This window comes from Psychrobacter glacincola (genome assembly GCF_904846215.1).
Taxonomy (GTDB): domain Bacteria; phylum Pseudomonadota; class Gammaproteobacteria; order Pseudomonadales; family Moraxellaceae; genus Psychrobacter; species Psychrobacter glacincola.
In genome coordinates, this window is record NZ_CAJGZK010000022.1 from 1 (window position 1) to 15,286 (window position 15,286).

Annotated in this window: 10 protein-coding genes; 4 read left to right on the forward strand and 6 right to left on the reverse strand. The window is 44.0% G+C overall.

Annotated elements, in window-relative coordinates; translation table 11 throughout:
- Positions 1-202: 202 nt before the first annotated feature.
- The 3 genes from JMW90_RS11260 to rsmG all read right to left on the reverse strand — a co-directional run bounded on the left by JMW90_RS11260 (position 203) and on the right by rsmG (position 3,119).
- Entirely contained in the window at positions 203-1,330 is a 1,128-nt protein-coding gene (locus JMW90_RS11260; protein ID WP_201564241.1) for a ParB/RepB/Spo0J family partition protein, read from the reverse strand.
- 161 nt (positions 1,331-1,491) lie between these two features.
- The gene (locus tag JMW90_RS11265) at positions 1,492-2,271 is read right to left on the reverse strand and encodes a ParA family protein (protein WP_201532345.1); all 780 of its coding nucleotides are present in this window, start codon (positions 2,269-2,271) and stop codon (positions 1,492-1,494) included.
- A gap of 131 nt (positions 2,272-2,402) precedes the next feature.
- Positions 2,403-3,119: a 16S rRNA (guanine(527)-N(7))-methyltransferase RsmG gene (gene rsmG / locus JMW90_RS11270; protein WP_201564243.1), complete on the reverse strand. Its 717-nt coding sequence runs from the start codon at positions 3,117-3,119 to the stop codon at positions 2,403-2,405.
- Positions 3,120-3,519: 400 nt separating this feature from the next.
- On the opposite strand from rsmG, the gene JMW90_RS11275 reads away from it, so the two are divergent.
- The 3 genes from JMW90_RS11275 (at position 3,520) to JMW90_RS11285 (ending at position 8,459) form a co-directional block, all read left to right on the forward strand.
- Positions 3,520-6,465 carry an ATP-binding protein gene (locus tag JMW90_RS11275; RefSeq protein WP_201564295.1) on the forward strand — a complete coding sequence of 982 codons (2,946 nt, stop codon included), beginning with the start codon at positions 3,520-3,522 and terminating at the stop codon, positions 6,463-6,465.
- A gap of 108 nt (positions 6,466-6,573) precedes the next feature.
- Positions 6,574-7,710 carry a helix-turn-helix transcriptional regulator gene (locus JMW90_RS11280; RefSeq protein WP_201564245.1) on the forward strand — a complete coding sequence of 379 codons (1,137 nt, stop codon included), beginning with the start codon at positions 6,574-6,576 and terminating at the stop codon, positions 7,708-7,710.
- 83 nt (positions 7,711-7,793) lie between these two features.
- Entirely contained in the window at positions 7,794-8,459 is a 666-nt protein-coding gene (locus JMW90_RS11285; protein WP_201564247.1) for a TerD family protein, read from the forward strand.
- Between the two features lie 256 nt (positions 8,460-8,715).
- Here JMW90_RS11285 and JMW90_RS11290 read toward each other — a convergent pair whose 3' ends face one another.
- Positions 8,716-9,693 (reverse strand): ion transporter, encoded by a 978-nt coding sequence (locus tag JMW90_RS11290; protein ID WP_201564249.1) that lies wholly within the window; start codon positions 9,691-9,693, stop codon positions 8,716-8,718.
- Positions 9,694-9,933: 240 nt separating this feature from the next.
- Between JMW90_RS11290 and JMW90_RS11295 the strand changes: the two genes are divergently transcribed.
- Entirely contained in the window at positions 9,934-10,119 is a 186-nt protein-coding gene (locus JMW90_RS11295) for a hypothetical protein (protein WP_201564251.1), read from the forward strand.
- A gap of 260 nt (positions 10,120-10,379) precedes the next feature.
- On the opposite strand, the gene JMW90_RS11300 is transcribed toward JMW90_RS11295, so the two are convergent.
- Entirely contained in the window at positions 10,380-12,134 is a 1,755-nt protein-coding gene (locus JMW90_RS11300) for a 2-oxo acid dehydrogenase subunit E2 (RefSeq protein ID WP_201564253.1), read from the reverse strand.
- A gap of 22 nt (positions 12,135-12,156) precedes the next feature.
- Positions 12,157-14,979 (reverse strand): pyruvate dehydrogenase (acetyl-transferring), homodimeric type, encoded by a 2,823-nt coding sequence (gene aceE, locus JMW90_RS11305; RefSeq protein WP_201564255.1) that lies wholly within the window; start codon positions 14,977-14,979, stop codon positions 12,157-12,159.
- Positions 14,980-15,286: the final 307 nt, after the last annotated feature.

Below are 15,286 nucleotides of genomic sequence, written 5' to 3' on the forward strand. Positions count from 1 at the left end.
TAGGCTTAGATGTGTATAGTTCATGGTTGCAATCTCACTTTGGCGGTGGATATAAACTTTGATGCTAGCGCATCTAGGTCTTTTTTTCACCTCGCATTTGGTATTGCACTTCATGTGTTAATCTAAGTTTTTATAAAAATGGTTGTCATCAAGATAAGTTGACAAGATAATTTGAACAGCGATTACAAACGCATTCAATACCTTAAGCCTGTGCTTCTATATGCTTAATTAAAGCGGCTAATTGATCTTGGCTATGGAAGAATATCTCGACGCTACCCTGCCCATCTTTTTTATGCTTGAGCTTCACTTCTGCACCTAACATATCTGTCAGTCTTTGTGTTAAACGCTCGACATCGCGAGATTGCCCTTGTTCGGTGCGGCTCACTTTTGGTGCTGGCTGCAAAATAGATTTAACGAGTTTTTCAGCTTCGCGTACGGTCATACCGCCATCAATGATTTTTTGGGCGATGATAGGCTGCTGATCAGAAGATAAGGCTAAAAGTGTACGCGCATGACCCATATCTAGAGCATTGGTCGCCAAATGATCTTTGACCGTGTCATGTAATTGATTCAGACGCAAGAGATTGGATACCGTCGTACGTGCTTTACCGACGACTTCTGCAATCATGGCATGACTCATACCAAATTCAGTATGGAAACGCTGCAGTGCCGCAGCTTGCTCAATGACCGATAAGTCTTCGCGCTGAATATTTTCAATCAATGCGAGGGCAATCGCCAGCTCGTCTGACAAAGCACGCTCAATCGCTGGAATGACTGACTTGCCTGCCATTTTTGCCGCACGCCAACGGCGTTCACCGGCGATGATTTCGTGAGTAACAAAGGCTTCGCTTTTGTCTTCATTTGCCAGTAATGGACGAATAACGATCGGCTGCATGATACCATGCTGTTCGATAGAAGATGCCAACTCTGCCAGTGCCGTTTCACTCATATCACGGCGCGGCTGATACTTGCCCGCTTGCAAACGGGTGACATCGATTTGCACCAAACTGATTTGGTCCTCAGACCCGCTATTTTCTGTACTATTTACACGATTGCTCTTAACCGCAGTTTTATTTATCGTACGCGGTGTGCGAGCTTTACGCAGGCTATTGTCTTTTGGCTCAGAAGCCGCAGATTGAGCGGACGCAGACTTCGTATTGATTGCAGTTTCAGCAGCATTGCCCGTCGCTTTTGTCTCAGCTGGCAAAGCATGCTCGCGCGCAGCCATATCGTCTTGCAAGGCAGAGGCGGTAATTTGCTTTTCTTTTTTGATTGACCCTAATAAGGCATCCAAGCCTCGATTGGCAGCCAACCCTCTTTTCTTCGCCATGATTACCTATCCTCTAACGCTAAAATAAAAGCCAAATGTTTTTAAATTTAATAATGAATACAATGTTCAATGTTCAATGTTCAATGTTTTGTTATTTAGCTGATTGCTCTAATGATCCATTACTTTTTTATCATTCGTCATTTTGTCTTATCCTAAGATAACTAACGACTTTGTTTTATGACTTCAGCGGCCAATTTTTGATAAGCACGCGCGCCCTTTGACCATCTCTCATAAGCAATGACCGGTAGACCATGAGCAGGCGCTTCAGCCAAGCGGATATTTCTTGGAATAATGGTTTGATACATGACGTCGCCAAAGTGCGCCTCTAACTCAGCAGACACATCACGGGCGAGCGTATTACGCGCATCGAATAACGTTCTGACCACGCCGCGAATATATAACTTAGGGTTCAATTCTGTTAAACGCTCTATCGTTTGCGACAAATCCGCCAACCCTTCTAGCGCATAATACTCACATTGCATCGGAATAATAACGCTATCAGTTGCCACCAAAGCATTAATCGTCAATAAGTTTAAGCTTGGCGCGCAATCTATAATCACATAATCATAGGCGGGCTTTTGTGCCACTGCTTGCGCATCAATCAAATCTGCCATTGCCGTCTTAAATAACTCATGGCTGTTGGTTTTGCTCATTAATGTGATGTCCATACCCGCCAAATCACGATTGGCACCGATGACATCAAATCCTGCAGGGCTACTGACTATAGCATCAGATAAAGATACGCCATCAAGCAGTACATCTGCTATCGTCAATGCGAGCTCATTTTTATCAATGCCCGTACCACTAGTGGCATTGCCCTGTGGGTCTAAGTCAATGAGCAGTACGTGCTTGCGTTTGGCAGCCAAGCTGGCGGTCAAATTTACCGCCGTTGTGGTCTTACCCACGCCGCCTTTTTGATTCGCAATCGCTATGATTTCCATACACTCACTCAATTTAATTAGGATCTATTACTGATTTTACTAACGGGCTCTTTTACTGAAGGCATAAACATTAGCACAAAGGATGTTTCACCATAAAAACACAGTTTCATGGCAAATGCTGTGCTCATAGCTTAGACATTTTTATGAGACAATTCAATTAAATGACGACTATCATGTAAACGTGGCACATTAAGTTTAATGGTCTTAATCTGCCAATTATCATCCAATGCTTGCAGCTCCTCATCGCTCGGAGCCTTACCTTTCATCGCACATAAGTAACCACCATCTGCTAATCTTGGCTGTGCTGAGTCAACAAAATCTATCAAACTGGCAAACGCACGCGAGGTGACCACATCGTAGCTGGCCTTATGCGCCTCAATGCGCGACGCGATGGGCTGCACGTTGCTCAAACCAAGCTCGCTGCTGATTTGCTTAATAAAACGAATTTTTTTCTGATTACTATCAAGCGCGGTACATGAGCGCTCAGGCTGGCAAATCGCAATAATAACCGCCGGTAAGCCTGCGCCCGTGCCGATATCAAGCAGCGACCCTGGTGGTAAATGCGTTATAATAGCCAAGCAGTCGATAACATGTTTGATAAGTGCCTCTACCGGATCAGTAATGGCGGTCAGATTATACGCTTTATTCCATAATAAAAGCTGGTCTAAATACAATAATAACGTGCGTTGCTGCGTCTTACTTAATGCGAGACCGAGCTCCTTTATCGCTTGTGCCAAGACATTTGCCAATGTCGGTAATTGCGTGCCAAGCTTTACAAAGCCAGTTGGATCAATATGGATATTGCCTGTGCTAACAGATGATGCAGCGATTTTAGTAGTGTCTGACATACAAGGAATTATCCAGTTTTGATACGTGAACCGTCTATTTTATCATGCAGGCTGCCCATTGAATAGTTACAGATTGCGCCAATGTCCGCCATCTTATACTATCTACACTGACAGTGAGCCGTTATTCTTCTTGTAAGTCGTAAAGTTATCATATCGAAGTTAAGGTAAGTGCATTCCTATTAAATAAAACCTTCATCTCCCTATGATACAAAACTGCGCTTAATGACTTATTTAAACTATGGCTATATCTTGTAAGATGTTCTATCCATTATTAAAAATTGACCATAAATATTTAAATATAAAAACCCAGTATTAAAACCCAGTATTAAAACCCAGTACTAAAACCAAGCATTAAAACTCAATGACCATCCAACTACTAAAAACGACTGATCATACACCTATGACTGAAGAGCCCAACATAACCCCGAATAAAGACCAACAAGACATCACCGACAATACCGCTGATGCTATGATGCCTATTAGTGATTCAAGTGATAAGCATGCATCTAAAGAGCCGTCAGCCAATAAAGAGCCATCAGCCAATGAAGAGCCGTCAGCAAGTAAAGAATCCCTGAATAACAATGCTTTAGCTAAGAAGAAATTAGATCAAAGCTTAAAACGCAAAAGAACGGCTCGTAAGTCTGCAGAAAAAGAAAATAACCCTGACACTGCGGACACACCTATGACGCCTCACCCTATATTTATAGAGGTCTCTCAGCGCTGCCTCATCGCGGCAAACCAACTTAAACGTTATAGTAAACCTACCCTACTGCCAACTGATACCCGCAGCGCCCCAGATTTAGATATTGGTTTTGGGCAACAGCGGGCGCTTAAGGCATTGCATACGGCACTCGATATTCATGCTAGTGGCTATCATGTGTTTGCTGCTGGTGAAAATGGCTTAGGCAAACGGACAGTGATTAGTCGCTTGCTCAGTCTTATCGCAGCCGATGCACCGACACCGGATGATTGGGTATATGTACATAATTTTACTGACCCTCGTACGCCGCTCGCCCTACGCTTACCTGCTGGTCAGGCCGCTGTATTGCAACAACAAGTCAATACTCTGTGGCAACAAGCCAAAAAACGGCTGAGTCAACGTTTTCGTAGCGACCAGTATCAAAGCAAAATTGAAGCCATCAAAAATGACACCCATCAAAAAGAAAGTCACGCCTATGATGCGCTCAATGCTGAGGGCAAACAGTATGATTTGGCGTTAACCTTTCGCCCATTTGATAATAAAGCCGTTTTTGTTCATCCAAGCCAGCTTGCCGCAGAAACGAGCGAGATGGATGATAAAGAAGGCAAACTCTCTCATAGCCGTAAAAATAATAGCCTTATCAATGACAATAAGGAAGCGGCTACCGCTAGCGCCGATGAGAGCGATGTTAAAGCTAACAATAAGGCATACAGCAGTGAATATGAGACTGAGCTGAATAATTTTGCGCAAAAAAACCATATGCAAAAACGTCTTAGCCAGCTGACCATTGCTTTAGAGCAATTAGAAGACGAAGCTAATGATGCCATTGAGTCATTACATCGCAATATTGCAAAGCGGGCGCTGCAGCCGTTATTCACACCTATTTATGAGCAGTTCAGCGCTCACCCAATTGTCGTTGAGTATCTAAAGGTAGTCTTTGCTGATATGGTTACTCATGTCGAGCGTATCGTCAATGGCGATGACGAAGAGTTTGTAACGGCGCTGCTTGCCACGACGCCTAGCCGCTATGCTGTCAATGTCGTTATTAGCCATGAGCCTGACAGTGGTGCGCCGGTTATCCTTGAAGACCTGCCCACTCATCTAAACCTTTTGGGTCATGTAGAGCAAATTACCCAATTAGGCACGGTCACCACCGATGTCAGCATGATTCGTGCCGGCGCCCTACACCGCGCCAATGGTGGCTATCTGCTGCTAGAAGCCAGTCATCTGCTTGAGCATCCTTATGCGTGGCAGGGTCTTAAGCGTGCACTGCAGTCTCGTAAAATCAAACTCTCAAGCCTTGAGCAAATGCTGACCTTAACAGGCAGTTTGTCTTTAGCGCCTGCACCGATTGAGCTTGATATAAAGGTTATTTTATTAGGCGAAGCTGATTTATATTATGAATTATTAGAGCTTGAGCCAGAGTTTGATGCGGTATTTAAGGTACGTGCTGACTTTCATGATGATGTAGTGCGCACTCATGAGCACGAGCTGGCGTTGGTTGGAAAGATGGCAGACATCATCGACTATGCCAATCTTTATCCGTTTGATAGAAGGGCACAGGCTGCGCTGCTTGAGCATTTAAGCCTACAAGCAGAGGACCAAGATCGTCTGAGTCTGCACAGTGACTTACTTATTAAACTGTTGCATGAATCTAACCGTCATGCGCGTTTGGGCGGACAAGACATCGTCAGTGCCAAGCACGTAGTGCAAGCGATTGAGGATATGGATGAGCGCTCAGGATATTTGCGCGACCTATATTGGGATGAGCTCAAAAACGGTCAGCAGCTTATCCAGACCCAAGGAGAGGCGGTTGGACAAGTCAACGCTTTAACCGTGGTAAGTTATGCCGATAGTGAGTTTGGTATGCCTGCCCGTCTCACGGCGGTCATTCAGCCAAATATCGGTACGGGTGAAATTCTAGATATCGAGCGCGACGTTGATTTGGGCGGCAGCTTACACGCCAAAGGCATGCTGATTATGACCAGCTACTTACGGGCGTTATTTAGTCAGCACCACGCATTAAATTTTAGCGCCTCACTGGCTTTTGAGCAGAGCTACGCGCATATCGATGGTGATAGCGCGACTGTCAGTGAAGGCTGTGCCCTATTGTCTGCCTTAGCAAACGTACCGATCAATCAATCCCTTGCGATCACAGGGTCTATGAATCAGCTTGGTGAAGTACAAGCCGTCGGTGGCATTAATTCCAAGATTGCTGGTTTCTTTGATGCGTGCCGCGAGCAGGAATTGACTGGACAGCAAGGCGTGGTCATCCCGATGGCAAACGTCAAACAGCTTATGCTGCGTGATGACATTATTACCGCTGTCAAAGCGGGCAGTTTTCATATATATGGGGTGCACACGCTGAGCGAAGCGCTCACATTAATGACGGGCTTGCCTATCGATACGATGAATAAGAAAGGTCGCTATCGCAAAGAGACACTGTTTGGCAAGGTGTTAAGTCGTTTGATGCTATGGGATGAAAACCAAAACACAGATGATGATATTGATGATAAAAAATCAAAAAAGAAAGCCAAAAAGAAGCGTCAAGCCAAACGGCAAAAAGAAGAAGATAAGAAAAAAGCAGTTAATAAAGACAAAACGCTTGATGAAGACAATGGCATTGCCACAGATGAAGCACCCTAGACGTTATGCTGCTTTTCTGCGATGATAATCCACTGCTGCCGTCGTGCTCATATTAATATCAATAACCGACTGCCTTTATACTCGTGACTTTACAAAGGTTATCTTTTTATGACTGTATCTCATATCGACACTGCTCATACCAACAATGACAGTCTCGACTCTCAGCTTGCCATTGATGAAGGGACGCATACTGTTGCGCCTTTAGACAATAAAACCTCTGATGATACAGCAGATAGTCGTCATGGCGCTGCGACAACTGCGCGGCAGTGGCAAGTATTGTCGCAATTGCAGCGCAATCGCTGGGTCGGCACAACCCATGTCTATGAACAGCTGATATTGGCAGGTTTTGATATCAGTTTACGCACAGTACAGCGCGACCTAAACGCCCTTGCCAAACGCTTTCCTATCGAAAAAAACAACGCCAACCCGCAAGGTTGGCGCTGGGAAGATGATGCACCACTACAAAGCTTACCGCATATGAATTTATCGCAAGCAGTCGCTTTTAATATGGTTGAAGCCAATCTAAGCCAACTGCTACCACCAGTTATTTTAGATGAGCTATTCCCTTGGTTTGATTTGGCACGGCGCCAACTTAAACACAGTAAAGTCACTCATTCATGGATTGACAGAGTTCGTATTGAGCCTGCGACCCAGCCTTTGATTGCCCCGCATATTGATTTGGACAGTAAAGACAATATTTATCATGCGTTATTTTATCAGTTACAAATCAAAGCCTGCTATACCCGCAGCAATAAATCCCAAGCCAGCGAATACATCCTAAACCCTATCGCTATTATCCAGCGCGGGGTAATTATTTATCTGCTCGCAACCCGCACCGATGATAGCGAAAATATCATTCGCACCTTTGCCTTACATCGATTTGCCACAGTTGAGATATTAGAGAGCGCCGCAAAAACCCCTGACAACTTCCAACTGGATAATTATCTAGACGCAGGTGGCATGGGCTTTAGCCATCCCCTATTTAGCCAATTGCCCAATCATGGCAAATACACAGCGATTGAGCTACAATTTACCAAACAAGCAGGCAAGAGCTTGACCGAAAGTAAGCTCAGTGATGACCAAATTGTTACCATCAATAGCGATGAAAGCTTGACCATACAAGCAACCGTGAATCTCACTTCTCAACTGGTTTGGTGGTTACGAGGTTTTGGTAATGGGCTGCTAGATGCCAAGCCAGAGCTATTACATCAAGCAGTATTAGATAAAGAATTAGATAGCCACTAATCCGTCTTTACGTTGCCTTTATTAATACCTGTATAGCTATCTTAACAATTCATAAAAAAATCCAAGCATCAAAAAGGAATACTATGTCGACCACTACCCCATCGCCACTACTTTCAGACAGTTTAAGAGGGTTAGGTCTAGACGCAGGGACTTTGTTTTTTGGTCTCAATTATGAATTTACCAAAGTTGAGCAAAAAGGCTTATTTAAAAAATTAAAAAAACGCTTTAATAAAAATGCAAATTCCATGGATCTTGATTTGGCTTGCGTGTTATATGATGAAAACTGCACCATCAGCGACATCGTCTGGTTTAAACAATTGCGTGACAAAGCCGAATCGGTTCGCCATCAAGGCGATAGCCTCAATGGCAAAGACCGCGGTACAGAAGCGATGTACCTTGCACCCCTTGATCAAGAGCAAATCAGACTGTATTTGGATGAAATTCCTGCTCATATCACGCACATTGCTTTGATTGCCAACTCCTATTACGGACAGCCCTTTACCAGAGTTAAAAAGGGTGAGATTCATCTGAGTGATGATGAAGGTAATCGCTCTTTTGAGGTTAATTTAAAACAGCTGCCGCGTGATTGCGTGACGCTTTGGGTGGCAGACTTGCGCCGAGAAGTAGATGACTGGCATTTGACCTTACAGAACCTGCCACTCCCTGCAACAGATTTGGCAGTAGCAGCACAACAAGTGGCGCATGAATTGGCACGTGCCTTGCCTATTCCACAGGCAATCTATAGCTAAGACACTGCGCTGCGCTTAATAAAAAATGGTCAATCGCTATACAAAGCCATTGACCATTTTTTATTTTATATATAAGCGATTCGGTACAGAAGAAAACCTGTGATAACTGGTATAGTTAAAATATCTTAAAGACGCTACAGTGCTGCTGGTATAAATTTTTTGCAGCCTCTGTCTGCGTAGGCACAGCAAGCAAGAAAAATGAATATCAGCAGTACTTGATGTATCAATATTACTTTTCCCTGACTATAGTCCTTTACTATAAGCGCTCACCGCAATGCGGACAAAAATTCTTTTGCTGCACATCTCTTTCACGGCGCTCAAGCTCTTGCTCACGCAGTACTTGCAGCACAATGTCCTGTGCTTGCTCTTTATCTAGGCCAAGCTTGTGGCGTATTTTCTCAATCATCATCTGATTTTGTACCAAATCAAAATCACTATCAATCAGCTGTCCTCGAAAGTCTTGTTCAAGCTCTTCACGGCGCTGACTGAGCTCATTCGCCAAGCCCGTCGCTAAAATACCGGCAGGCAATGCTGCTAAACCAACACCCAATATGGTAATAATAGCGCCTAATATCTTGCCAGCATTGGTAATCGGTATCACATCACCATAACCCACCGTCGTGAGTGTCACTACCGCCCACCACATGGCTTTTGGTATCGACTCAAACTCCTCTGGTTGTGCATGATTTTCTACCAAATAGATACCACTAGAGGCGGTCACAATCATGATTATCAGGATAAAAATAACCGCTTGAAAAGAGCCTCTTTCTTTACTAATGACCACCAATAATATACGTAATGACGCAAAATAACGTGTCAACTTAAGAATACGAAACAGACGCAAAATACGTAAGAAACGCAAGTCTATACTGACAAAGAAATTCAAAAAGGCAGGTACAATAGCAATCAAATCAATCAATGCTGACGGACTTTTTAGCCAATCCCAGCGCTGTCGCCATGTGGTATTGCTTGGCTTAGCTTCAGCAACGCTCCATAGCCGAAGCAGATATTCAATAGAAAATATGATAATAGAAAAATTTTCAAACCACGTAAAGTATTCTTGATAAGGGTAGTACCAAGTATCAACAGACTCTGCAATCACCGCAGTAACGTTTGCCATAATCAAAAAAATAAGGAAATAATCAACACAGCGACTAAAGAGCGTATCATGCTCATCGTTTTGCAAAATATTATAGACAAAAAGACGCAAGCGCCGTATAGATTGAAATAGCATGTCGTCCCTATGCGGTATAACACCGAGCTTAGATAGTCAGTCCTAAATAAAAGAAGTACAAATATTATCAATCACTACTGCGGTTAATTTTCTAGCTTGCTGTTCCTACGCAGACAGAGGCTGCGAATAATTAGCCCCAGTAGTTCTATACTCTTTTAAAAGTGGATCAAAACTATATGAACAAAAAAGCCATTGTGAGAGTCTAATTATACTAACTTTGTGTAATAAATGTGGGTAACCATGACCAATATTACAGCAACTGCAAAAAACGCCATGCATAATAACCGCTTTTCAGCACGCAGCTCATCACTGCGTTTTTGGGCAGGCAATAAAAACAAGCCACAGTTCGGGCAACAAGAATCTATTTGGTCTAACACTCTTAATGAGCGAGCGTTTTCACAGCGCAGTGGAGAATTACTACAGTAACCAAGCATGATAGATAATCGATCCCTTTATAAAATAATGACGTATCCATGATAGCAAAAACCTATAATTAAAATATGTTATGCCGTAAACTTTAACGTATCCAAACCTTTCTCATTGTAACTTTACACATAATAGTCTTAACGTTCCGCTTAAAACCTTACTTATAATAAGGTCCTTGTATGTAAGAGATAACAGACATAAAAAAGACCATCCGCAGACAGTCTATTATTATGTATATAAGGGTTAAATACTCATGAAACCTACAGCAAAATACGACGCGGATCCGCCAATAAGTTGGCAACATAGCGGGTGAATACTGCCGCATCAGCGCCGTTAATCACACGGTGATCATACGATAAGGACAACGGCAACATCAAGCGCGGCTCAAAAGTTTGCTTAGTAGCGTTCCACTTCGGTTGCATAGTGGCTTCTGATGCGCCCAAAATACCCACTTGTGGCCAGTTTACCAGTGGCGTAAACGCGGTGCCACCTAAGATGCCTTGACTTGATATGGTAAAGCTTGCGCCTTGCAAGTCTTTGGTACTTAGCTTTTTATCACGGGCTTTGATTGCTAGCTCGCCGATTTCAATGGCGATTTGCTTAATGCCTTTTTCGTGAGCGTTTTTAATCACTGGCACGATTAAGCCATCATCTGTTGCTACTGCAATACCCATATTCACGCTTTTGCGTAGGATAACTTGGGTATTGTCATCGCTTAAATGACTGTTAAAGCGCGGATGCTGAGTCAAGGCATAAGCGGTTGCTTTGACAATAAAGGCTAAAATCGTCAGTCCAACCCCTTCAGCTTTCATACCGCCTTTGAGCTCACTACGCAGATTTTCTGTCTCTGTAATATCAGACAAATCAAACTGCGTCACTTGCGGCAAGTAAGTATTGTAATTCAGCTGCGGTATAGAGACCTTTTGCAAGCGGGTTAAGTCTTGGGTTTCTGTTTCACCCCAAATCTCAACGTTACTCATATCAGGCAAGCTTGGTAAGCTGGCTCTAGATACGCTAGCTCCCGTAGCTGGCGCAGCTTGCTTTGTCGTTAGGCTTTGTTTGACATGCGCAAATAAATCTTCTTTTAAAATACGCGCATTCAGTGCTGAACCTGCCACCTCACTAATATCCACACCCAACTGACGAGCAAGCTTACGCACGGCAGGACCGGCATAGACATCAACCATCTTTTCATTGACTTGTGCTTCAGTCAACTTATTGCCTGCGCTGCTCATTACAGTAGATACAGTATTAGCAGCTTGTTTAGGCTCAGCGCTTACTTGCTTGTCCACTTTTTGGCTTGAATCAGGCTTTTTATCAGTAGCCGCTGGCTTTGCCTCTTGCGACTGCGCGACCGGTGCTTTGGCTTCGCTTGCAGCATTGGCATTGTCATTGTCATTGTCATTGTCTGAGCTTTGACCTATGATGACAATAAAGTCTTGACCATTGGCTACCATATCGCCCACTTGTACCAGTATTTTTTCAACTTTGCCTGCTTGTGGCGCGGGTACTTCAACTGAGGCTTTGTCCGATTCAATCAATAAGATAGACTGATCGGCACTGACCATATCGCCGACACTGACCATAATCTCAGACACTTGCGCTTCATCGACGCCTAAATCTGGAAGCGCATGTGTGGTCGCTGTTGCTTCTTGCTGAGCAGGTTGGTCGGTATTTGACTCAGCTGGCGCCTTATCAATTTGCTCTTCTTTTTGCTCAGCATCAAGAGACTTATCTTGAGTGTCAGCGACAGGTGCTTCTGCGTTTTGGCTCTGATCTTGACTGTCAGTCTCGCTTTCAAGCTCGATCAGCACCATACCTTCACTGACTTGATCACCAACTGCAACATTAATTTTGCTCACTTTACCAGCGGCAGAGCTTGGTACTTCGACCGAGGCTTTATCAGATTCAATCAAAATAATATTGTCGTCTTTTGCAATGACATCACCAACTGCAACCATAATTTCACTGACTTCGGCACTATCGACACCCAAATCGGGGGCTTTAATTTCCATCCTTGTTCTCCTTGTCTTATGGTTATTTTTCTTTGACGTCATTATCATTTAGCAAGGCTGCATCGGCTTGATCTTCAGCACGACCTTCACTGCTGATCTCTTCATCATCTTCAGCGACAAACTCAGGTACTGGGTTTGGATTGATATGGTCAGGTGCTGGTGCTGGTGCATCTGGGAAGTGATCATAATGAGGCTGTTGCTGCCATGCTGGCGGTTGATCCGCTTCGATACCGAAGCTTGAAATTGCGTCTTTTACCAAACGCATCTCAACTTCGCCTTCATCTGCCAAGCGTTTGAGTGTTGCAACGACGATGTGAGCCGCATCGACATGGAAGAAGCTACGCAGATTCTCACGGGTATCAGAGCGACCATAACCATCGGTACCAAGCGTGGTATAAGGACGGTTATCAGGTAACCATGCACGGATTTGTTCTGAATAATTACGCATGTAGTCCGTTGCTGCAACGACCACACCTTCATGAGGCGCAAGTTGTTCAGTGATCCACGAAACTTTTTCTTCTTCCATAGGATGCAGACGATTGTAATCGTCACAAGCCATACCATCACGAGTCAACTCATTAAAGCTAGTGACGCTCCAAACGTTGGCGGTGATATTGAACTCATCTTGTAATATACGCGCCGCTTTTTGAACTTCACGTAAGATAACACCAGAACCTAATAGCTGCACTTGAGTTGAGCCATTATCTTCAAGTAAATACATACCGCGCTTGATGCCTTCCTCGCTTCCTTCTGGCATCGCAGGCTGATCGTAGTTTTCATTCATTAGCGTCAAGTAATAATAAACACGCTCACCTTCACCATACATCCGGCGCAGACCGTCATGCATCACGACTGCCAGCTCATAACCAAAGCATGGGTCATAAGTGACGCAGTTAGGTACCACGTTGAATAGAATTTGTGAATGACCATCTTGATGCTGCAGGCCTTCGCCATTTAGTGTCGTACGACCTGCTGTTGCCCCAAGTAAGAAACCCTGAGCCTGACAATCGCCCGCCGCCCATGCAAGGTCACCAATACGTTGGAAACCGAACATTGAGTAGTAGATATACATCGGAATCATCGGTAACGCGTTAACAGAGTAGCTGGTTGCTAAGGCAATCCAAGCACTCATCGCGCCTGCTTCATTGATGCCTTCCTCTAACATATGACCGTCGATAGCTTCTTTATAGCCCATCAAGGCTTCGCTATCTTCTGGCGTATATTTTTGACCAACAGCCGAGTAAATACCCAATTGACGGAACATACCTTCTAGACCAAAAGTACGCGCTTCGTCAGGTACGATAGGTACCACACGATCTTGAATGTCCTTGTTTTTTAGCATAGCAGCTAACAGACGCACAAATACCATGGTGGTCGACTGCTCTTTACCATTACTACCTTTTAAGACACGATCAAAAATAGACAAGTCTGGGATATTCAATGGAATATGCCCACTGCGACGGTTTGGCAGATGACCACCTAATGCTTCACGGCGACCTCTAAGATACTTCATCTCTGCTGAATCTTCGGCTGGACGATAAAACGGCAGCGTCTCTAATTGCTCATCGGTAAATGGCAAATCAAAGCGATCGCGGAAGTACATCAAACCTTCTTGATCGAGCTTTTTAACCTGATGCGATTTATTCACCGCTTGGGTTTGCGTCGATAGGCCATAACCTTTAACTGTTTTGACCAAAATAACGGTTGGTTGATCTTTGGTCTTCATGGCTTCACTAAAGGCCGCATAGACCTTCATTGGATCATGACCACCACGGTTCAAGCGTGAGATATCTTCATCAGATAACTCATCTGCCATCTCTTTTAATTCAGGATATTTATTAAAGAAATTCTCGCGAGTAAATTCCGCTGTACGCGCCTCATATAGCTGATACTCGCCATCGACCGTTTCTTCCATACGGTGCTTAAGGACACCGGTATGATCTTTATCGAGTAACGAATCCCAATTACCACCCCAAACGACTTTAATCACTCGCCAGCCTGCACCGCGGAACACCGATTCTAATTCTTGAATAATCTTACCGTTACCACGAACCGGACCATCAAGGCGTTGCAAGTTACAGTTGACAACCCATATGAGATTATCCAACTTCTCACGGCCAGCAAGTGAGATTGCGCCCAAGCTTTCTGGCTCATCGGTTTCGCCGTCACCTAAGAAGGTCCAAATCTTGCGACCTTCTTTTTCAAGCAAACCACGGTTTTCCATATAGCGCTGCACGTGCGCATGGTAGATCGACATGATAGGACCTAAACCCATCGAAACGGTTGGGAACTGCCAATAATCAGGCATCAAGTACGGATGCGGATAGCTTGATAGACCCTTACCACCGACTTCACGGCGGAAGTTTTCTAACTGCTCTTCAGTCAAGCGCCCTTCTAAATAAGAGCGCGCATAGATACCAGGTGCTGAGTGACCTTGGTAATAAATCATATCACCACCGAAATGATCACTGGCAGCACGGAAAAAATGGTTAAATCCGGTCTCATAAAGAGTCGCACTTGAGGCAAATGTCGCTAAGTGACCGCCCAAATCGTCATCATTTTTATTGGCACGCATGACCATTGCCAAGGCATTGTAGCGAATCAAGGCACGAATTTTGCGCTCGATCGTCAAATCACCGGGATACATAGGTTCATCTTCAACGGCGATGGTATTGATATAAGCTGTATCGAGACGGTTAAATGGCAGACCTTCTTGTACTGCCATGTTATATAACGCTTTTAATAAAAACTGCGCCCTATCCTTGTCAGCATGTTTGACAACAGACTCAAAGGCTTCCAGCCATTCTTGGGTTTCGCTGCTATCAGCATCCTTGTAATAATTCATCTTTATTAATCCTTTTTATCAGTCAGCCCTGCATGATGGCAGGTGTTATTAAATTAGAGTGTTATACATATTTTAAATGAGTAAACGATTTACTTGATGACTTCCTTGCTGCATCTGAGCATTCCATTGTCTTATGTGGATTATATACAGCTATGCCATACAAAGTAGTGGCACTGTACATTGGCATACGTGTTGAATAAGCATAATTATAAAACTGAATATACAATTAACTGTGTCTATTCAGTCACTAAATGATTATGGCAATCTATTATAGACGCTTATAAGTAAATTGTTTATGGCTGTAGAG